Origin of the sequence: Myxococcus guangdongensis (genome assembly GCF_024198255.1) — a bacterium.
In the GTDB taxonomy this organism is placed as follows: Bacteria; Myxococcota; Myxococcia; order Myxococcales; family Myxococcaceae; genus Myxococcus; species Myxococcus guangdongensis.
On record NZ_JAJVKW010000002.1, the window covers coordinates 400,035 to 419,954 of the forward strand.

A 19,920-nucleotide genomic window follows, 5' to 3' on the forward strand; every position below is an offset into this window, starting at 1 on the left:
TCAGCGCAGGCCGCGCGTGCTGGCGACGACGCGCGCCTTGCGCTCCTTCTGGGGCTTCGGGGGCAGGCTCGCCTGTCCTCGGATGCGCACCCAGGAGCCGGGAGCGTCCGGGGACGCGTGCACCATGGACCAGCCGGTGGGGACCTCCGGCGCGGCCCAGGTGTAGAGGAGCCGGGCGTCGCGCGGTGAGAGGTTGACGCAGCCGTGGCTCGTCGGCTCGCCGAAGCGGTCGTGCCAGTAGGCGGTGTGCAGGGCGTAGTCGCGCTCGAAGAACATGGTCCACGGCACGGTGGCCACGCGGTACGTGTCGTTGCCCGCGGTGCCGGAGCCGGTCATGTCGGCCTCTGCGAACTTGATCCACACGCGGTAGAGCCCCTCGGGCGTGTCCGTGCCGGGCTTCCCGGAGGAGACGAGCGTGGCGTACACGGGGCGCTCGCCCTCGTAGGCCACGAGCACCTGCGCCTCCAGGTCCACGTCCAGCCAGCGCTCACCGGGCTCGACGCCGGGAGGAGCGTGGGTGAACCAGGCCACGTGCAGGTCGTCACGTGACACCCAGTGGTCCTCGGAGATGAGCACCCAACGACCATCGGGAGAGAGCTCGCGCACGGCGACGAGCGTCCTGGGTGGGAGCACCGTCTCGCGCGCGGCCTTGTCGTCGGGGGCGACGCGGACGACCACGGGTGCGTTGGGCTTGAGGCGTGACTGGGCCCAGGCGAAGGGCGAGGAGAGTTCGGACAGTTGCTCCGCGTCCACGCCGACGAAGGCCGAGGGCCGGTACTCGCGCAGCACGCGCGCCTCCAGGTATTGGCCATCCGTGGTGCGCCAGAAGGTGCGGCGTCCGACGCGCACCTGTCCGCGCAGTTGCACCGTCACCGAACCCTTGAGGAGCACGCCCTTCTTGCGTGCGCGGGCCAGGGCGAGGCTCGGGTAGGCGCGCACGCGCTTGCCGACGACGCGTGCGTAGGTGCCGGGGGTGAGCTCGCCCTCGCGGAGGCGGGGGAGGTCTCGCACGCGGGGCTCGCGGAAGTTGCGCTCCAGGTAGCGTTCGCAGACCCAGCCTCGCGGTTGGATTTCGACCCAGGCCTCGCAGTCGGGGCTGCGCATGGCCGTCTCGCTCTTCCACAGGACGCGCATGTCCTGGGCCACGGTCCCGAGCGGCGGTGAACTCTGACGCGGCTCGGAGCGCACGGCGATGGAGCGGCGCACACGGAGAGAGCCCGCGTCGGGTTGGTAGGGAATGGCGACGGGCTCGGAGCCCGCGTCGGGACTGGTGGCGGCGGTGGTATCAGGGTCCTCGCCTTCGAGCCCGAGGGCAGGGTCGTCGAGCACGAGGCTGGTGTCCTCGAGGGGCTCACCATCGGGGCCGAGGACGAGCTCTTCGCTCGGGTTCTTCCGGTCGGGGATGACGACGAGCTGCTCGGCGGGTGGCGGCGAAGCATCCGTGTCTTCTTCGGGTGGGAGGTCCTGGCGCTCGGGCTTCGGGGTGGCGCTGAGCTCGGGGTCGATGGAGAGAGAGGGCTCGTGGCCTGCGGAGTCGGAGTGCGGAGGCTGCGCGGCGGCGACGGGACGCGAGGGACCTCCATCGGTGTCGAGCACGGGAGCCGTGCGGTTCCAGGCCGCGAGCAGCTCGCCTGGAGTGGAGGCGGTGACGGGTGTGCCTCCGTCTGTCGATGACTGCACGTCCGCGACCGCGCTGGCTCCCACGCGATGCACTTCGGAGGAAGCAACAGGTGAACCGGTACGAGCCGCATCACCGGGCACGCCCGTCGAGGGGTTCGCGCTGTTCGATGCAAAGGCTCCGCTCGCACTGCCTTGCCCCGAGGAGGGATTCGCCGCATCACCGGGCACGCCCGTCGAGGGGTTCGCGCTGTTCGATGCAAAGGCTCCGCTCGCACTGCCTTGCCCCGAGGAGGGATTCGCGGGAGCTGCTGCGCCGAGTTCCGTCAGTGCACCACCGCTCACAGGTCCTGTCGAAGAGCCTGTTTCGCTCGGTGTGGCCGCGCCGTTCGCGATGCCCTGCACCGAGGAAGGAGCCGTTCCAGGCTGCGTCGTTCCCTCACCGATGCGTGGTGACGGGCTCCCTGGAGGGGCTGCTTCGAGCGCGTTCGCAGAGGCCGTCTCCGTCGCCGCTGGCGCTGCTCCGACGCTGTTCGCACCACCTGGAGCCGATGACGGTCCGCCTGGAACAGCTTCGAGGCTCTTCGCGTTCGCGGCGCCAGGCCTCCCCGATTCATCGCTCACGGGACGCGGTGCGGCCGCTATCCCTCCCGTGGATGTGACGGCGCCCGCCGGACCGGGCTCCTCCGTCTTGGACGAAGGCGTGCAGGCGATTCCAGGCAGGAGAAGGACGAGCTGAAGCCAACGTCGCATGTGGACGACACGGTACGAGGGCTCGCCCGCTTGCTCAACGTCGTCCGAGGTGGGGCCCCCTGCGCACGACTCCGCTCGGGTGTGTAATCCGTGCCGCCACGACGGTGGATGTCACATGTAACGGAATGGAGCCTCCCGCCAACCCCGCCCGCACGAGTGGAATCCCGTATGCACCGGGATACTCCGAGACATTGTCTCACGGTGAAACAGCGCGCGAAGCGAGGCACGCGCGATTCAGCGCAGGACGCCCACCAGCTCCGAGGGCAGCGCGGTCCCCGCGGGCCACAGCACATAGGTCGCGCCACGCGAGTGCTGCCACGCACGCCACAGCTCTTCTCGCTTGTACGTCACCGACACCGTCTCGTCCGTCTTGAACGCGGGGTCGTTGCACACGACGTCGCCCTCCGGCGTGAACCCCTTCAGCACGATGAGGTGCCCATCGGAGCTGCGCACCGGTGAGCCGGTGAGCTCGCCCTCCTCGTAGGCGATGCTGATGCTGACCGGGATGCCCGCGGCGATGAGCCGCTCCACCTGCGCGAAGCCATCCAGCCGCAACACCGCGCCATGCAGCGCGCCGTCTCCCATCGCGGAGGCATACGCCGTGTTGAAGGCCCAGTTCCCCGTGCCCTTGTAGACCCAGTCATACGTCCGGTCCGCCGACGACGGCACGGTGGTCACCAGCTCGGGCCGACCCAACCGGCGTCCCCAGTACGCGAGCAGCATCGTGGTGGACGTCGGCGAGCACCACACCGGGCCCCCCTCCGGGTACAGCATCTGCGAGTGGCCGGGCACCTCCAGCACCGTCCCCCAGACGTTCCTGTCGCCCCCGCCATCCCAAGCGACACCCTGCTTGTCGCTCACCGCCGCCGACAATGCGCGCACACGCGGCGAGGCCTCCGGATTCGACGAGAACAGCCACACCGTCATCCGCAGCGCATCCGCGCGACGCTTGAGGTTGAGCGTGTCGGTGAACACCTGCCCGTCCGCGTCGCCCTGTCCCTCCACGCTGTGCCGGGCCACGGGCTCCTTGTCGAAGGCCCACACCCCCAGGTGGTAGTCCTTCGTCCAGGCACCCTCGATGCGCGCGGCCAACGTCACCTTCACCCACGTGCCCGGAGGCGTCAGCGCATCGAAGGATGGGATGACACTGTTGAAGCCCCCCGGCACGAGCTGCACCTCGGAGACGGCGCTGCCCAGTCGGTAGGTCGCCTCGTGATAGCGCGTGCTCCCATCCTCCAGCCGACCCGCGGGCACGGGCGCGCTGTCGGTTCGCGCCGAGGCCTCCAGCACGAGCGCGCCGTCGGCCGACACCGCCGTGCCCTCGCGGGTGAAGCGCTCGAAGTCGCGCTCGCTCGCGCTGCGCCGCCACAGCCGCGCCGGAGCCCCGGGCTCTTCCACGGGCAGCTCCTCGCGCCCCTTCTGCGGCGAGACACAGGCGGTCTGCGTGGAGGTGATGAGGAGGGCCAACGTCGACAAGGAGCGCGCGTTCACGGCCCGGAGTCTGCGAGGGCTCCACGGCTCCAGACAAGGCGCATCGCAGCGACACGCTCCATCACAGGACAGCTCGCATGCACCCGGAGCGGCCCTTCGCAGGCGCAGCGGAACCCTGATGACGAACGACCGCGCACGAGCGCATCGGCAGGCGCGCTGCACACGGTCGCCGCGCGCTCCGGACTCACCCGAAGCGCCTACGCCTCCGACGTCTCCGTGCCCGCGCCATCCAGCAGCTTGTAGAGCGTCTTGCGGTCCACATCGAGCAGGCGCGCCGCCTCGCTCTTGTTTCCACCCACCGCCTGGAGCACGTGCGCGGCATACCGACGCGACAGCTCCGCGAGGCTCGGCATGTCCCCCGCGAGCCCCGTCAGCCGCTTGGGCGCATCTCCAATCGGCTCCGGGAAGTCCTGCGGCCCCAGCACCCCCGTCACGTTGAGCGCCAGCGCCCGCGCCACCACGTTCTCCAACTGCCGCACGTTGCCCGGCCAGTCGTACGCCGTCAGCCGCCCCATCGCCTCCGACGTCACCACCGGGCTCACCCCACCCCGCGCGTGCCGCGACGCGAAGTGCTGCACCAACGCCGGGATGTCCTCGCGCCGCTCGCGCAGCGGCGGCAGGTGCAGGTGCACCACGTCCAGCCGGTACAGCAGGTCCTCGCGGAACACGCCCTCCGACACCCGCTCCTTCAAATCCTTGTTCGTCGCCGCCACCACGCGCGCGTCCACCTTCACCGGCACGCTCTCGCCCACCCGGCGAATCTCGCCCTCCTGCAGCACGCGCAGGAGCTGCGACTGCACCTTCATCCCCACGTCGCCAATCTCATCCAGGAAGAGCGTCCCGCCGTTCGCCTCCTCGAAGACCCCCCGCCGCGCGCCCGAGGCGCCCGTGAAGCTGCCCTTCGCATGGCCGAACAGCTCGCTCTCCATCAGCGACTCGGTGATGGCCCCGCAGTCCACCGGGATGAACGGCCCCGTCGAGCGCGGCGAGCGCTTGTGCAGCGCCCGCGCCACCATCTCCTTGCCCGTCCCCGTCTCGCCCGTAATCAGCACCGGCACGTTGCTCGCCGCCGCGCGGGCCACCTGCTTGTAGACCTCCAGCAGCGCGGGGCTGCGCCCCACCAGCGCCGTGCGGTCCACCTGCTGACGCAGCGAGCGGTTCTCCTCCACCAGGCGCTTCTGCTCGAGCGCCCGGCGCGCGATGCGCAGAATCGCATCCACGTCGAAGGGCTTGGCCAGGTAGTCGAACGCGCCCAGCTGGATGCTGTCCAGCGCGCCCTCGATGTTGCCGAACGCCGTCACCACGATGACCGGCGTGTCTGGCAGGTGCGCCTTCACCTCCGCCAGCACCTTCAGTCCATCCCCCGGCTCGGGCATGGCCATGTCGGTGAGCACCAGGTCGAACGCGCCCTCCGCCAGCTTCTCCTGCGCGGCCCGGGGGTGCGCCGCCTGCGCCACCGAGCCGAGCGGCCCGAGGAGCCGCTGGAGCAAATCCCTCGCCTGAGGGTCATCGTCCACGACGAGGATGCGCGCTGAGCTCACGAAGCCACCTTACGGATTGCGGAAGCCGTGGACGACTCCGCGGACGTGACGGCGCTTCCCACCGTCTGCCGCGCGACCTTCGGGAAGCGCACCACCACACGCGTCCCCTTCCCCTCCTCCGAGCGCACCGCCAGCGTCCCCCCGTGCGCCTCCACCACCCGCTTCGTGGTGACCAACCCCAACCCATGCCCCGGCAGCGAGCGCACCTCCGGCGCGCGGAAGAACGGCTGGAACAACGACGTCAACACCGTCGGTCCCATCCCGATGCCGTTGTCCGCCACCTCCAGCACCGCGTCCGCCCCTTCCGTCGCCACGCTCACCGTCACCTTCGCGTCGGGCCGCCCCGCCGAGTACTTCACCGCGTTCGTCAGCAGGTTGCGCGCGGCGACCTGCAACAGCTGCCCCGGGCAGTCCACCGCCACGCCCGCCTCCAGCGTCCGGTCCAGCGCCACGTTCTGCAGCGCCGCCACCTGCGAGACCTCCAACAACACCGTCGTCACCGCCGTGTCCAGCTCGCCCACGGTGCGCTCGCCCCGCGTGCCCGCGCGGCAGAAGCGCAAGAGCGCCTCGATGAGCTCCCCCATGCGCACCGCGCTGGACTCGCACTGCGCCAGCATCTCCAGCGCGCCCGCGTCCTTCACCGCGCCCGTGCGGCGGATGAGCGTCAGGTAGCCCTTGAGCGGCGCCAGCGGGCTGATGAGGTCGTGCGCCACGCGGCGCGTGAAGGCATCCAGCTCCTGGTTGTGCCGCCCCAGCTCTTCGAGCTGCCCCTGAATCGTCGCGTCCTGGCGCTTGAGCAGCCGCGTGATGTGCCACCCAATCAGCACCGACAGCAGCATGGCGAAGAGGGTGGTGCCCGCGCCCAGCGCCGTGTTGCGCACGCGCAGGTCCGCGAGCCGCCCCACCAGCCGGCGGGCCTCGTTCGCGTTCTCCTCCGACAGGGACTCGCCCAGCGCGTCCAGCTGCGCGGCCACCGGACGGATGCGCTCGGCCAGGTGACGGCGCGCCCGGTCCGCCTCGCGCCGCTGCGAGAACACCGCCGCCGTGCGCACCTGGTCCGCCAGCCCCTGACACGCGGCGTTGAAGCGCTCCCACATCGCCTTGTCGCCCGAGGGCAGGTTGCGCGTGTACGCCTCCGAGGCGAAGCGGATGTCGGTGAGGATCTCCTCCATCACCGCGTCGGCCGCGCGGCGCTCCGAGTCGTCCGTCGCGCGGATGTGCGCCTCAATCGCGGACTCCAGCGACAGCGCGTCCACGCGGATGCGCCCGATGAGGCCGGCGCGCTCCAGCGCCTGCTTCACCAGCGCGTCCACCTGCGCGCCCGTGCGCACCTCCGTCCACAACATGAAGGCCGTGACGGCCGACAACAGGGCCACCACGAAGAAGAAGCCGGCGCGATAGCCGCGGATGGACTTGCGGGTGCTCACCAGGGTCGTCCTGTACCACGGAGCACGGGCAGAGGCCCCGCGTCCTTACCGTCAGGGCGCCGCCGTCCCGTCGCCTGCCGCCGGAGCATCCGGCTGCCGCGCCGACGGCAACCGCCGCCGCGCCCGCTCCAGCGCCGACTCATAGAAGACATCCGACAGCTGCTCGTGCATCTCCCGCAGCTCGTTGAGCTCCCGCTCCCGCGCGAGCAGCTGCGTGTTGTGCTCCTCCAGCGCGTGCCGGTCGGCCTCCGTGCGCGCCAGCTCCTCCATCAGCGCCGCGCGCCCCTGCTCCGCCTCCGCGCGCTCCTGCTTGAGCCGCTCGATGGCCGCCTCCAGCGCCGCCAGCTTCACCGCCACCGACTCCATGCGCTCGCGCTCCGCCTCGTACTGGCGCTGCCAGTGCAGCGTCTCCAGCACCTGCGCCTCCAGGCGCTCAGGCGGGATTCGCGCGCACCCTGTCGCCAGCCATGCCACCGCCGTCGCCATCGCGAACCCCAGGGACCGCATACACCGTCTCTCCCGCGCCGCGGTCGCGAGAGATTCGCGACGAGGTGCGACGGGCTCGTGTCCTGTTGCAGCAAAGGACGCGTGCGCAGCTTGCTCAAGTGGCCCGGTGTCGTCAAAGCGACAAGCGCCCGTCTGGGGAGCAAGCCCCCAATGTTGGAGCTTCAACTGAGGATTTCCTCCCCAGCGCGTCCGCGAAAGCGCACGCGCTTCCCTCGGAAAGCCTCGCTGGCACGCCCGCTGCTCAAGCGTCTGCCCGCTGATACGCCGCAATCCTGCGTCGTCCTGCCTCAACGGAGCATTCCATGAAGACCGTGTTCGCCGCCGCCCTGCTCGCCGCCGCCACCGCGTTTGCCAACACCCCTGCTCCGGCCGCCGCGGAGACCAAGCCGGCCGCCGCCGAGGCGCAGCCCGCTCCCGCCGCCGAGATGAAGGCCGAGGAGGCCAAGCCCGAGACGGCCGAGGCCAAGCCCGCCGCCGAGACCAAGCCCGCCAAGGGCAAGAAGGCCAAGAAGGCCCCCAAGGCCGAGACGGCCGCCGAGACCAAGTAGTCTCGATTTCCTCACTTCGAGGAATCCACGCGAGGGCGCCCTTTCCAAGGGGGGCGCCCTCGTGGCATTTCGGGGTCTGTTGTCACCCGGACACTTCACCGCCAGGCTCCCTCCCTCGGAAAGACTCCTGTGTCATCTACACCCCGCCCGGGTCATTGTCTTCGTCACGAACTCTTGATTTTCAGCAAAACTGGGATTTGACAGAAACACAGTAATCGCGCTTAATGTGACTTCAGAGGATGACAGTCGGTTCCGGATACTTGCGGAACCCCATTGCAAATCCGTTTTTTCCTGGAGTCACCCCCATGGTGGAAGCCTTCTCGAAGGTGTCGGAAGCTTCGAAGCTGTTGCTGGAGAAGGGCCTGTGCCCCGCCACGGCGATGGAGTCGCTGAGCATGGTGGGTCACGCGATGGGCGTGGACCGGGCCTACATCTTCGAGAACCGGGTGTCGCAGACGTACGGCCGGTTCGTGACGGACCTGCGCTACGCCTGGGCGGAGCCGCCCACCGCGTCGCCCCTGGCCAACCCCGTGCTGCGCGCGTTCTCGTTCCGGGACTTCGCGCCGGGCTGGGTGGACATGCTGGAGGCGGGAATGGTGGTGGCGTGCCCCACCCGTGACGCCCCGCCGATGATGCGTGATTTGCTGGAGCGGCAGGGGACGCACTCCATCCTGCTGTGCCCCATCAACCCCTCGCGTCAGCAGTGGTGGGGCGTGGCGGTCTTCGAGGACTGCCGGCAGCCCCGGGCCTGGAAGCCCGAGGACGTGTCGCTGCTCAAGTCGCTGTCCCGGGCGGTGGCGGCGTCGGTGCGCCACGGGCAGATGCGCTCCTCGCTGGACCAGGTGCGCAACAGCCTCCGGGCGGCGGTGGGCCGCACGCCGGCGTCGGGTCACTAGCCCCTGGTCGCCGGGCGGCCGAGGGCGCGGGCGACCCCACCCCTTCGAGCCCTGGCCCCGTGCGTCGAGGGTTTCTGCTACCCTGGCGGCCCCCTGTCTACCGCCATGTCCTCCATCGACCCGACGGCGATCAGCCGGCCTCGTTCCCCGGACCTCATCAGCGGCTACCGCCTCGAAAAGCTCGTGGGCACCGGAGGCATGGGCGAGGTCCACAAGGCCACCCAGCTGTCGCTCGGCCGCACGGTGGCGGTGAAGCTGCTCAACGCGGAGCTGGCGAAGGACCCGTCCTTCATCGCGCGCTTCCAGAAGGAGGCCGCGGCGCTCGCCGCGCTGAGCCATCCCCACGTCGTCTCCATCGTCGACAAGGGGAAGACGGACGCCACCTACTACCTGGTGATGGAGTTCGTGGACGGCCCGTCGCTGCGCGAGCTGATCCGCCAGTCCCAGTTCGACATGATGGGCGCGCTCAGGCGCATGCTCGAAATCTGTCGGGCCATCGAGTACGCGCACGGCCGCGGCGTCATCCACCGGGACCTGAAGCCGGAGAACATCCTGCTGGACCAGCAGGCCGGCGGCATCGCCAAGGTGTCGGACTTCGGGCTCGCCTCGTTCCTGGATGACGCCAGCCCCTCGTCGCGCTACGCGCTGACGTCCACGCACGTGTCCATGGGCACGCTGTCGTACATGGCGCCCGAGCAGCGCGTGGACGCCAAGAACGCGGACGCGCGCGCGGACATCTTCTCCCTGGGCGTCATCCTCTACGAGTGGCTCACCGGCGAGGTGCCGCTGGGCACGTTCGACCCGCCCTCGCAGCGCAAGCCCGGGCTGGACGCGCGCCTGGACGGCATCGTCACCAAGTGCCTCAAGCCGGACCCGGAGGACCGCTACCCGTCGGTGGCGGCGCTCATCGCGGACCTGGAGCTCCTGGTCCCCGGCAGCCTGCCGTCGATGCTGCCGGTGAAGCAGACGCGGGTGCAGCGCTTCAAGGCGGGCGTGCGCAAGGTGGTGCGCACCACCATGCAGGCCGCCGCGGTGGTGATGGTGCTGGCGGCGAGCTTCGTGCTGGGCACGGCCTTCTACCTGAGCGGCGAGCGCCGCGCGGCCACCGCCCCGGGCGCCACCCTCATGGCGTACCTGGGCGAGCCGCGAATCCAGCCGGTGCCCGGGCGCGAGGAGTCCAACCCCGAGCGGCGCAGGCTCACCCTGGGCGAGGGCCTGGCGGAGCAGAGCCTGGTGGTGGCCGGGCGCCCCGTCACGCTCGAGGACAAGACGCTCGTCTTCCCCTGGCAGGACGACGAGCAGGGCGTGGGCCGGGTGCGCGTGGACGTCACGCGCCGGGACGGCGACAGCCTCAGCCTCACCGCCCAGCTGCTCACGGAGGCGCCCCCGCTCACCTTCGAGCGCCGCCTGCGCGACATGTTCAGCCTCTATCAGCCCTCGCCCCCGCCCACCGCGTCCATGCTGCTGCTCGGCAGCACGGGCCGCTACGTGGCGTTGGTGCACAACGGCGTGGGCGAACCCCTGCGGCTGGAGTGGGCGCTCGGCGAGCGCCGGGGCGCCATGCTCGGCATCGAGTCCCCCAAGGGCGGCCCGGTGAACGTGGAGCTGGCGGTGGACGCGGAAGGGCGGCTGGAGGCGTTCCTGGGCACGGGCAAGGACCGCCGCGCGCTCTTCGAGCCGCTGGTGCTGGGCCCAGGCTGGGTGGAGCAGTTCGGCGACGCGCCCTTCCCCGGCTTCGGCTGCATCGAGGGCACCTGCCGCGTGGCGGGCATCACCTACGTGCTCAAGCAGTCGCCGCCCGGAGGGACGACGGCGCCGGTGCCCCCGCCCCCCACCCCGGCCCCGCCCAAGGTGGCCGCGGCGGTGCCCGCCAAGGCCGTGGTGCCGAAGAAGGCGCCTCCCCCGCCCCCCAAGAAGCAGCCCGTCAAGCCGGCGCCCAAGAACGGCAAGCGCCGCTAGACGGGCCCGAAGGCGACAGAGTTCCGCAGGGGAATATGGCCAGTGACGGGGGATTGCATTATCCCTCGGCACTCCTATGCGCACCTTCCGCCGCGGCCTGACCGCGTTCGCACTCGTCGCCGGCCTCACGGGCTGCTCCCACTCCCCCACCACCAGTGTCGCGCCGCGCGTGCTGGAGAGCGCCGCGGAGAAAGCGCGCTCCGGCACGGGCGAGGCGCGCACGCTCGCCTTCGCCGGCTTCCACGCGTACCTGATGGAAGGTGACGCCGCGGTGGCGCAGCAGCGCTTCGACGCGGCCGTGGCGAAGGACCCGGCGGACCCGTACGCGCTCATGGGGCAGCACCTGCTCGCGCGCCGCGCGGGGCGGCCGGACCGGGCGCTCGTGGCCGCGCTGGAGGTGGTGACGCGCGCCCCCACGCACCCCCTGGCGCTCATCGGCGCGCGCTTCGCGCTGGACACCGTGGGCACCGCGCCCCCCCTGGATGACGCCATCCTGGCGGCGGCGCAGAAGGCGCTCGCCTCGGGCGCCTCGGGTGAGACGGCGTACCTCTTGCGCGGCGCGCGGCTGTCGGTCGCGGTGACGCGCGGGGACACGAAGACGCGCGACGCGGTGCTGAAGGAGCTGGGCGGCGTGTCCGAGGCGACGCTCGTGGGGCCCTTCTCCCCCTTCCATGTCCTGTCGTGGGACGAGGCGTGGCCCACCGGCCAGGGCGGCTCGCTCGCGGGGCCCTTCACCGGCGCCTTCGGGGCGCTGCCCACGCGCAAGCTGCTGGCGCCGGACGGCCGGTTGGACCTGGGCGGTGAGCCGAGCGAGGGCGACGTGTACCTCATGGCCTTCGACGCGGAGGTGCCGGAGGCGGCGACCTACGTGGCGCGCTCGGTGAGCGCCGCCTCGCACCAGGTGGTGGTGGACGGCGCGCCGGTGTTGGAGCGCGCCGCGTGGACGCAGGCCACCTCCACCGTCGCCGGCCGCGCGGTGAAGCTGTCCGCGGGCAAGCACCGCATCATCGTGCGCCAGCTCAAGGGTGGCACCTCCGGCGTGCTGTCGTTCTCCCTGCTGCGCGAGGACGGCCAGCCCGCCAACGTGCGCTTCACCGCGGCCACCGGCGCCGCGCCCGCGACGTGGGGCAGCGCGCCCTCGGTGGCCGAGGCGAAGGGCGTGTACCCCACCGCGAAGGACTTCAAGGACGTGCTCGCGGGCGAGGCGGGGGAGCTGCTCTCCACGTTCCTCGCGGCGCGCGACGGCCTGATGCGCGACGCGGACGGCGCCCGGCGGCTGATGGCGGGCGTGGAGGCGACGACGCCCGCGCTCCTGTCGCTGCGCGCGGAGGTGGCCGCGACGGACCGGACGGTGCCCGCCAAGGTGGCGCGCGGCCGGGCCACGCGGGACCTGGAGGCGCTCTTGTCCAAGGACACGGGCAACGTGGCCGCGCTGCTCTTGCGCGCGGACCTGTTCATGGACGACGGACAGGCGGCGAGCGCGCTGGAGACCTTGAAGACGGCGAGCGAGGCGGTGCAGCCCCCGGGCTTCCCGCTGTTCCTGATGCGCGCGCGCGCGGCGCTCACGCTGGACGTGGACGCGCTGGCGGAGGAGTCGCTGGCCACCGCGCTGCAGCTCCAGCCGCAGCTGTGTGAAGCGCTGGGGCTCCAGTACAACCTGGCGCGGCGGCGCGACGCGGTGGAGCGCTCCAACACGCTGGTGGAGGCGCAGCAGGACTGCCCCGGCGTCGCGGCGCGGCGCGCGGACCATGCGCGCACGCGCGGGGACCTGGAGGCCGCCGCGCGCGAGTACGCGCAGCTGCTCGCGCGGGACCCCACGAGCGTGAGCGCGGGCACGTCGCTGTCGAGCCTCTACGTGGGCCTGCGTCGCCACGACGACGCCATCGCCGTGCTGGAGAAGCTGGCGGTGACGTGGCCGCGCAACACGGAGCTGCTCAAGCGCATGGCGGACGTGCGCGAGTACTCGGGCAAGAGCGCCGAGGCGCTCGCGCTGCGCGAGAAGGCGCTGGCGCTGGAGGGAGACGACCTGGCGCTGCGCCGCGCGGTGGAGCGCGCGAAGACGGGCAAGGAGCTGCTGCAGGAGTTCGCCATCGACGGGCAGGAGGCGCTGCGCTCCTACGACGCGGAGCCCGTCACCGGCGGGGCGGCGGTGTTCGTCCTGGATGCCGCGGCGGTGCGCGTGTACCCGGACGGCAGCATCGTCAACCGCATCCACACCATCCAGAAGGCGCTGGAGCAGTCGGGCGTGCAGGAAATCGCGGAGGTCAACGTGCCCCGCGGCGCCCAGGTGCTGGCGCTGCGCACGCTGAAGGCGGACGGGCGCGTGCTCGAGCCGGAGAACATCGAGGGCAAGGACACGGTGAGCCTGCCCGGCGTGCAGGTGGGTGACAGCGTGCAGGTGGAGTACCTGCTGGCGGAGAGCCCTCGCGGCCCCGCGCAGCCGGGCTTCACCGCGTCCGCGTTCTACTTCCAGATCGCCAACCAGCCCAACGCGTGGACCACGTACACGGTGGCCGCGCCCAAGGGCACGGGCATGAAGGTGGACGCGCACGCGATGAAGGCGCCCCAGCCCACGGTGAGGGGCGACGAGGAGGTCTTCCACTACGAGGCGCGCCGCGTGCCGCCGTTCATCCCCGAGCCGGACGCGCCGCCCTCCGGCAACGAGTACCTGCCCTTCGTCATGGTGGGCGCGGGCGCCACGGGCAACGACAGCCTGGCGCGCGTCTACGGCGACGCCTTCCAGGAGCGCTGGGCGCGCACCGCGGAGGTCGTCCGCTTCACCCGCGAGGCCACCCAGGGCAAGGAGGGCCTGGAGGCGGTCAAGGCGCTGCACGCGGCGGTGATGCAGCGCTTCTCCGGGCGGGACAACGGGCTGGGCCAGTCCGCGGCGTCCACGGTGGCGCAGGACCGGGGCAGCCGGCTGACGGTGCTGAAGGCGGGCCTGGAGGAGCTGGGCATCCCCTCGCGCGTGGCGGCGGTGCGCACCTTCAACGTGGACCCGGCCGAGTACCTGTTCCCCAACGACAGCCTGCTGCCCTACGCGGCGCTGCGCGTGGAGGTGCCGGGGAGCGCGCCGGTGTGGGTGGACACGTCGGTGCGCTACGGGCCCTTCGGTGAGCTGCCGGAGTTCGCCATGGGCGAGCTGACGGCGTACCTGCTGCCGGAGCCGGGCAAGAAGCTGGAGGTGGTGAAGACGCCCGCGACCCGGCAGTCCACGGGCAAGCAGGTGCGCCTGACGCTGTCGCTCGACGCCGACGGCAAGCTGAGCGGCAAGGGCGAGGAGACGTACACGGGCTTCGAGGCGGCGCAGCTGGCGGAGGCCTTCAACCAGCTGTCGGCGGAGAGCCGCAACCAGGCGCTCCAGGGCGCGGTGGCGCGCTACTTCGGCGGCGCGGCGCTCTCCAGCGTCACGCTGGACCACCAGGACCAGGTGGGCGCGCCCTTCGTGCTGCGCTACGAGTTCACCGTGCCGCGCTTCGGACGGCTGGAGGGCGACAGGCGCATGGCGCTGGGGCCCCTCACCTTCCCCGCGCAGCTGGGCCGCCGCTACGTGCAGCTGAGCAGCCGCCGCACGCCGCTCTACATCGACAACACCGAGGCCAGCAGCACGCAGGTGACGCTGTCCTTGCCCTCGGGCTGGAGGCTGCCGGACCCGCAGCCCACGCTCGACGTGAAGAACCCCTTCGGCCACTTCACCCGCACCGAGAAGCAGGAGGGCGCGACGCTCACCATCACCGAGTCGCTGCGGCTGCCCCGCGCGCGCGTCGCGCCCCGTCAGTACGAGCAGTTCTCCGGCTTCACCGGCGACGTGGACCTCATCCAGACGCGGGAGATGTTCCTGGTGAAGCAGTAGGCACGCCTGCCTGTCCGCCCGCTCTCCCAGCGAGGCGGGTCGACCTGTGAGGGGCTCCCGGGTTGAATACGGGGGCCCCTCCCTGCGTCCGTAGGGCGTGAGGTGCCCCTCTGACGGGGCGCTGGATTCTCAACCTGGAGAAGACGTCATGAGTCCTCGAAGCTGGCTCTGGATGGTGGCCCTGCTGTCGGCCCCGGTGGTTCAGGCGCAGACGACGCCAGTGCCCGCCGCGGACCCCTCGTACGACGGCCGCGAGTACGGCGAAGGCGAGTTCGACGACGACTCCGACGAGGAGGTCGCCCCCATGGCGCCCCAGCCTCCTCCGTCGCTGCCCAGCGAGCAGCCCTCGCGCAGGCCCTATGCCGGCGCGGTGTGGGCCTCCGGGCACTGGTACTGGGACGGCGACGAGTGGCGCTTCAACCAGGGCACCTGGCTGGCCCCGATGGACGGCTACCAGTTCGTGAACGGCTACTGGGAGGAGGACCGGGGGGCCTGGTACTGGGTCTCCGGCGGCTGGGCGCGACGGGGCACCACCGAGGTGGAGATTCCCATCGCCGTGTCCTCCGAGGCCCTCTCCGTGCAGCAGGCGCCTCCCGCGCCGCGCCAGGAGGTCCGCCCGGCCGCGCCCGCCTCCGACCTCACCTGGGAGCCCGGCTACTGGTACTGGTCCGGCAACAACTGGGACTGGGTGGATGGCACCTGGGCCGCCCCGCCGCGCGCGGGCCTGGTCTTCGTCTCGCCCCGCTGGGTGCAGCGCGGACTGTCCTGGCACTTCGTCAGCGGAGGCTGGGCGCCGCGCGGCTCGCTGCACGTCACCGTGCCCGTCTTCCGCCACGCCCGCGTGTCCGTGCGCTGGGGCCACCCCAACTACTTCGCGCACACGTGGTACCGCGCGCCGGCCGTCCGCTACTACAACCACCGTCCGTGGCGCGCCTCCGGCCACTACTACCGCCATGACCGCGTCTGGCGCTCGCCGACCTACTACCACCGCGCCTCGCCGGGCCCTAGCCACCACCGCCGTGACGACTCGTGGCGCGGCCGCGATGACCGCTGGAAGAGCAACAACCGCGGGCCGGAGCGCCACGAGCGCTGGCGCGCCCCCAGCCACCGCGCCTCGCCGCGCGTCCACGACGCCACGCCCGTTCGCGGCGGAGAGCGCCACCACGGTGGACGCGGTCGGGGTGACGGCGACCGTCGGCGCTAAAGGCCTGGCTCGGGGCCCTCGCTTCCGGGGGCCCCACCCCCAGCGTTCACCCCTCGACAGGGGCGTCGTTCAGACTCGCGAAAATCAAGATTAAGCAGCAAAACCCAGGTGCCTCATCCCCTCCTTCAGGAGTGCACCATGACACCTGGGTCCTGTCGTTTCGCGGTGTTGCTGTCCCTGTTCCTCGTGGCCCCGGCCTGCGCGCCGGAGCCCGCGTCGGATGAGTCCCCGGCCCCGGAGGGCCTGGGGACCTCCAGCGCGGCCATCACCCTGCCCCCGTCGTACACGGACGCACAGGTGACGGCCATCGCCCGTCCCACGGCGCTCGCCTTCACGCCGGATGGGCGGCTGCTCATCACCACGCAGACGGGCCAGCTGCGCGTCTTCAGCGGGGGCGTGCTGCTGGCGACGCCGGCGCTGAACCTCTCCGCGGTGCTGTGCACCAACTCGGAGCGCGGCCTGTTGGGCGTGGCGGTGGACCCGGACTTCGCCACCACCGGGCACATCTTCCTCTATTACACGTTCAACAAGTTCAACACGTGCACGACGAACATCGCCAACGTGGCGGTGAACCGGGTCTCGCGCTTCACGCTGCCGAGCACGAACGTGGTGAGCCCGTCGAGCGAGGTGGTGCTGCTCGACAACATCCCCTCCACGGGTGGCAATCACAACGGCGGTGATTTGCACTTCGGTCCGGATGGGCTGCTCTACATCAGCGTGGGAGACGGCGGCTGTCAGCTCGGGGACCCGAGCCGCTGCGCGGGGCAGAACACCACGGCGCGCAGGCTGGACGTGCTGCTCGGGAAGATGCTGCGCATCCGCAAGGACGGCACCGCGCCCACGGACAACCCCTGGTACGCGACGGCGGGCAGCCGGCGCTGTGGCAATCCCGCGGGCGTGCCGACGGGCACGGGGCCCTGCCAGGAGAACTACGCCACGGGCCTGCGCAACCCGTTCCGCTTCGCCTTCCAGCCGGGCACCAGCACGTTCTTCATCAACGACGTGGGCCAGAGCGTGTGGGAGGAGATTGACGAGGGCATCAAGGGCGCGGACTACGGCTGGAACACGCGCGAGGGGCACTGCGCGAACAACTCCACCACCGACTGCGGCGCGCCTCCGGCGGGGATGACGAACCCGATTTTCGATTACAAGCGCGGCACCAACCCCACGGGCTCGCCGTTCCAGAACTGCAACTCCATCACGGGAGGGGCGTTCGCGCCGCCTGGAGCGTGGGCGAACGCGGACGACAACGCGTACTTCTTCAGTGATTACATCTGCGGGAAGGTGTTCAAGCTGGTGCGCGGCACGGGCGGCGCGGTGACGGTGGATGCGTTCGCCACGGGCCTGGGCTCCGGCTCCGCGGTGACGCTGCGCTTCGGTCCGTCGGGTACGCGCCAGGCGCTCTACTACACGACGTACGCCGGAGGCGGAGAGGTGCGCCGCATCGAGTTCACCGGCACGCGCACCGTGACGCCGTAAGACGAGGTCCCGAGCCCTGGACGGGGCGTACCGACGTCCGTCCGGGGCTCAGGGCGGCATCAAGGCCCGGGAGAGGTGCTGGAGGTAGTCGGCGCGCTCGCGGGCCGAGCGCAGGGTGTCCGGGCTCGCGATGGCCAAGTGCAGCAACCCCACGTAGGTGGAGTAGGCCTGGAGCGCCCAGGAGCGGGCCTCGCGCGAGGACAGCCCCATCTCCCGGTACAGGGCCACGACGTAGTCGATGCGCCGACGCGACACGCGGGCGAGCACGGGCTGGATGAGCGGGTTCGCGGCCGCCGCGGCGATGGCCACCTCGATGCGCCCCACGGGCCCTGGCTCGAACGTCACCGAGAGCAATTGGCTCAGCCGCTCGCGCGGCGTCGGGAGCTGCTCCAACCGGCGGATGACGTCTCCCGTCGCCAGCTGCTCCCACCGTGCGAGCGCGGCCCGGAGCAGCGCCTCCCGCCCCTCGAAGTGCCAGTAGAGGCTCCCCTTCGTCACACCCAGCGCGCGCGCCAGTCGCTCGACCGACAGCGCGTCCACGCCGTCGACGAGACTCCACAGCGCCGCGTCGGCCCAGTCATCGGCCGTCAGCCCCGGCCCTCGACGGCGGGCGCGAATCTCCGTGAGCGTCCGGAAGGCAGGGGGACTCGGCGGGCGTGAAGAAGCGCGGCTCATCGGCGGGCGAAGTCTGGCGGACCTCCGCGCTGGCGTCCAGGACCGCCTCCACGTTAGGACTCATCCATACGGTACCGTATGGACATCCGGCGCCGTATCTCGGAACGGGAGTCCGCGCATGCGAGTGACGACGGGGACGTTGCTGCTGCTCACCGGGGTGATGCACCAGCTCGTGGGGTTGGTGCTCTATCGCGAGCCCTTGTCGGAGATGGTCCGGGCGGGGGTCGTCGCCAGCCTCGACGGAGACCTGGGGCCACGGGCCGCGGCCTTCTGGTTCCTGGTCTCCGGCTGGGGCTTCATGTTGCTGGGCGCCCTGGCCCGAGCGGTGGAGCGCGAGACGGGCCGGCCGCCGCCCTCGCTCTTCGGCTGGGGGCTGTGGGGGCTCGGCGTCTTCTGCGTGGTGCCCATGCCGGTGACGGGGGCCTGGGTGCTCTTCCCCCTGGGCCTCCACGCCCTCGCGCGAAGACGTCCCGCGAGCGCGCCGCCCGAGCTGCCTCGCGAGTTCGTCGACGGCGCCGACCACGTGGACGTGAAGACGGTGGAGTCGGAGGTGTCCCTGCGCGAGTTCATCGCCGGGCTCATGTCCTACCAGCCCGCCTGGATGACCGCGCTGTACCGCGTGCGCGGAGGCTTCGTCCGGCTGCTCGGGATGCGTCAGCTCACCGTGCCTCGGCCCACGCGACTCAGGGCCCAGGACGTACCGATGCGCCGAGGTGGCGCCGCCGCCTTCTTCACCGTCCGCCACGCGGAGGAGGAGCGGGTCTGGGTGGCGGGCGCGGAGGACTCGCACCTGGACGCCGTCCTCGCCGTGACGGTGGAGCCGGGACAGGAGCTCCCGCGGCGCTTCCACGTCGTCACCGTGGTGCGCTACCGGAACTGGGCGGGGCCCGTGTACTTCAACGTCATCCGCCCGTTCCACCACCTGGTGGTGGGCGCCATGGCCCGCGCCGCCGCGAAGACTCCTCGGCTCGCGTGAGCTGCCTGAGTGGACTGGAGACGGCGCTGCTTGGCCGCCGTCCCCAGCGAGTCAACGGACCTCAGTAGTAGCAGAGGTTGTCAGAGCCGCAGACCCCCGTGTATCCCTTGCATTGACAGTGGAAGTCCTCGGAGCAGAAGCTCATGGGGCAGACGGACCCACCACCGCCGCCACCGCCGCCCGGCTGCTGGTAGTAACAAACGCCCTGCGTGCACGAGACACTCAGCGCGCCAGGACACGCGTTCCAGCAATCACTCTCTTCATTGCAGAACGACTGGTAGCAGGCGGACAGGCCCGTCTCCGTCGCGCCTGACGCGGCCTGGTCACAGACCGCGTCCTCGGAGGACTCGGCGCTCGCCGGGGTCCCACCGAAGACGACGGCCGACACTGCCAGAAGGACGGCGACACTCCAGGGAAGCTGCTTGCGAAGGAACTTCATGGCGATGCTCCTTTCGACGCGTGCGGGCCGCGCGTCGATGCACGGCCCGCACGGAAGGTACAGAAGCACCGCGATTGCAATCAAACCTGGGTCACCACGACCTCAGAACTGGCAGATGGAGTCGGGCCCACACGAGCCCGGACGCCCGTTGCAGACACAGTGCCTGTCTTCGGAACACTCCTGCATCTCGCACACCGGGTCACCACCGCCACCCCCTCCGCCTCCCACATCGAACTCACAGACATTGTTCGAGTTGCAGAAGACGCTCCGGGCAATGGGACACAGGGCCCAGCAATCACCGTCTCCGATGCAGTCCCCCTCGTAACAGAACAGGGCTTCCGCGGGAGGACTCGCATCACAGACCACCGCCTCGCTCGACTCCGCGCGAGCCGCGCCGACACAGAGCAGCGTCACCGCGAACAGCATCCGGACAGGGGAACTCCACGACGAGGACACGCACCTCATGCAAAGGCTCCTTTCGGCATCGGGGGACCCACCCACCCACGGGTCCACCCTGGAGCCTACAGCAGTATCGAGGTTGCAATCCGACGACGC

General features: G+C 71.1%; 15 protein-coding genes. 7 read left to right on the forward strand and 8 right to left on the reverse strand.

All coding sequences use genetic code 11. From position 1 onward, the window contains the following. From LXT21_RS06480 to LXT21_RS06500, 5 genes are all read right to left on the reverse strand, one after another. Entirely contained in the window at nt 1-1,704 is a 1,704-nt protein-coding gene (locus tag LXT21_RS06480; protein ID WP_407666968.1) for a L,D-transpeptidase family protein, read from the reverse strand. A gap of 900 nt (nt 1,705-2,604) precedes the next feature. Next, entirely contained in the window at nt 2,605-3,861 is a 1,257-nt protein-coding gene (locus tag LXT21_RS06485; protein ID WP_254037216.1) for a peptidase C39 family protein, read from the reverse strand. Between the two features lie 197 nt (nt 3,862-4,058). Continuing rightward, on the reverse strand, nt 4,059-5,402 hold the full coding sequence (locus tag LXT21_RS06490; protein ID WP_254037217.1) for a sigma-54-dependent transcriptional regulator: 1,344 nt from the start codon (nt 5,400-5,402) through the stop codon (nt 4,059-4,061). Further along, nucleotides 5,399-6,832 carry a sensor histidine kinase gene (locus LXT21_RS06495; RefSeq protein WP_254037759.1) on the reverse strand — a complete coding sequence of 478 codons (1,434 nt, stop codon included), beginning with the start codon at nt 6,830-6,832 and terminating at the stop codon, nt 5,399-5,401. Before LXT21_RS06495 ends, LXT21_RS06490 begins: the two co-directional genes overlap by 4 nt. A gap of 48 nt (nt 6,833-6,880) precedes the next feature. After that, complete coding sequence (locus tag LXT21_RS06500) at nt 6,881-7,336, reverse strand: hypothetical protein (protein WP_046711314.1); 456 nt, start codon at nt 7,334-7,336, stop codon at nt 6,881-6,883. 302 nt (nt 7,337-7,638) lie between these two features. Between LXT21_RS06500 and LXT21_RS06505 the strand changes: the two genes are divergently transcribed. The 6 genes from LXT21_RS06505 (at nt 7,639) to LXT21_RS06530 (ending at nt 17,275) form a co-directional block, all read left to right on the forward strand. Next, on the forward strand, nt 7,639-7,884 hold the full coding sequence (locus tag LXT21_RS06505; protein WP_254037218.1) for a hypothetical protein: 246 nt from the start codon (nt 7,639-7,641) through the stop codon (nt 7,882-7,884). Between the two features lie 305 nt (nt 7,885-8,189). After that, complete coding sequence (locus tag LXT21_RS06510) at nt 8,190-8,780, forward strand: GAF domain-containing protein (RefSeq protein ID WP_254037219.1); 591 nt, start codon at nt 8,190-8,192, stop codon at nt 8,778-8,780. Between the two features lie 105 nt (nt 8,781-8,885). Continuing rightward, a complete protein-coding gene (locus tag LXT21_RS06515) occupies nt 8,886-10,739 on the forward strand; it encodes a serine/threonine protein kinase (protein WP_254037220.1) in 1,854 nt (617 codons plus the stop codon). 76 nt (nt 10,740-10,815) lie between these two features. Further along, on the forward strand, nt 10,816-14,592 hold the full coding sequence (locus LXT21_RS06520) for a DUF3858 domain-containing protein (protein ID WP_254037221.1): 3,777 nt from the start codon (nt 10,816-10,818) through the stop codon (nt 14,590-14,592). Nucleotides 14,593-14,740: 148 nt separating this feature from the next. Beyond that, on the forward strand, nt 14,741-15,796 hold the full coding sequence (locus tag LXT21_RS06525; protein WP_254037222.1) for a hypothetical protein: 1,056 nt from the start codon (nt 14,741-14,743) through the stop codon (nt 15,794-15,796). A gap of 138 nt (nt 15,797-15,934) precedes the next feature. Beyond that, the gene (locus LXT21_RS06530) at nt 15,935-17,275 is read left to right on the forward strand and encodes a PQQ-dependent sugar dehydrogenase (protein ID WP_254037223.1); all 1,341 of its coding nucleotides are present in this window, start codon (nt 15,935-15,937) and stop codon (nt 17,273-17,275) included. A 48-nt stretch (nt 17,276-17,323) separates the two neighbouring features. Here the strand turns inward: LXT21_RS06530 and LXT21_RS06535 are convergent, their stop codons facing one another. Continuing rightward, nucleotides 17,324-17,950 (reverse strand): TetR/AcrR family transcriptional regulator, encoded by a 627-nt coding sequence (locus LXT21_RS06535; RefSeq protein ID WP_254037224.1) that lies wholly within the window; start codon nt 17,948-17,950, stop codon nt 17,324-17,326. A gap of 118 nt (nt 17,951-18,068) precedes the next feature. Here LXT21_RS06535 and LXT21_RS06540 point away from each other — a divergent pair, with 118 nt between their 5' ends. Next, nucleotides 18,069-18,926: a DUF6463 family protein gene (locus LXT21_RS06540; protein WP_254037225.1), complete on the forward strand. Its 858-nt coding sequence runs from the start codon at nt 18,069-18,071 to the stop codon at nt 18,924-18,926. Between the two features lie 61 nt (nt 18,927-18,987). On the opposite strand, the gene LXT21_RS06545 is transcribed toward LXT21_RS06540, so the two are convergent. Both LXT21_RS06545 and LXT21_RS06550 read right to left on the reverse strand, forming a co-directional pair. After that, nucleotides 18,988-19,365, reverse strand: a complete 378-nt coding sequence (locus LXT21_RS06545; protein ID WP_254037226.1) for a hypothetical protein — start codon at nt 19,363-19,365, stop codon at nt 18,988-18,990. Between the two features lie 102 nt (nt 19,366-19,467). Beyond that, nucleotides 19,468-19,830, reverse strand: a complete 363-nt coding sequence (locus LXT21_RS06550; RefSeq protein ID WP_254037227.1) for a hypothetical protein — start codon at nt 19,828-19,830, stop codon at nt 19,468-19,470. Between the last annotated feature and the right edge of the window lie 90 nt (nt 19,831-19,920).

Bases quoted from the DNA above. Each gene is read 5' to 3' on its own strand.
- LXT21_RS06500 (WP_046711314.1), bottom strand. From the start codon at position 7,336: ATGCGGTCCCTGGGGTTCGCGATGGCGACGGCGGTGGCATGGCTGGCG.
- LXT21_RS06505 (WP_254037218.1), top strand. From the start codon at position 7,639: ATGAAGACCGTGTTCGCCGCCGCCCTGCTCGCCGCCGCCACCGCGTTT.
- LXT21_RS06510 (WP_254037219.1), top strand. From the start codon at position 8,190: ATGGTGGAAGCCTTCTCGAAGGTGTCGGAAGCTTCGAAGCTGTTGCTG.
- LXT21_RS06515 (WP_254037220.1), top strand. From the start codon at position 8,886: ATGTCCTCCATCGACCCGACGGCGATCAGCCGGCCTCGTTCCCCGGAC.
- LXT21_RS06520 (WP_254037221.1), top strand. From the start codon at position 10,816: ATGCGCACCTTCCGCCGCGGCCTGACCGCGTTCGCACTCGTCGCCGGC.
- LXT21_RS06525 (WP_254037222.1), top strand. From the start codon at position 14,741: ATGAGTCCTCGAAGCTGGCTCTGGATGGTGGCCCTGCTGTCGGCCCCG.
- LXT21_RS06530 (WP_254037223.1), top strand. From the start codon at position 15,935: ATGACACCTGGGTCCTGTCGTTTCGCGGTGTTGCTGTCCCTGTTCCTC.
- LXT21_RS06535 (WP_254037224.1), bottom strand. From the start codon at position 17,950: ATGAGCCGCGCTTCTTCACGCCCGCCGAGTCCCCCTGCCTTCCGGACG.
- LXT21_RS06540 (WP_254037225.1), top strand. From the start codon at position 18,069: ATGCGAGTGACGACGGGGACGTTGCTGCTGCTCACCGGGGTGATGCAC.
- LXT21_RS06545 (WP_254037226.1), bottom strand. From the start codon at position 19,365: ATGAAGTTCCTTCGCAAGCAGCTTCCCTGGAGTGTCGCCGTCCTTCTG.
- LXT21_RS06550 (WP_254037227.1), bottom strand. From the start codon at position 19,830: ATGAGGTGCGTGTCCTCGTCGTGGAGTTCCCCTGTCCGGATGCTGTTC.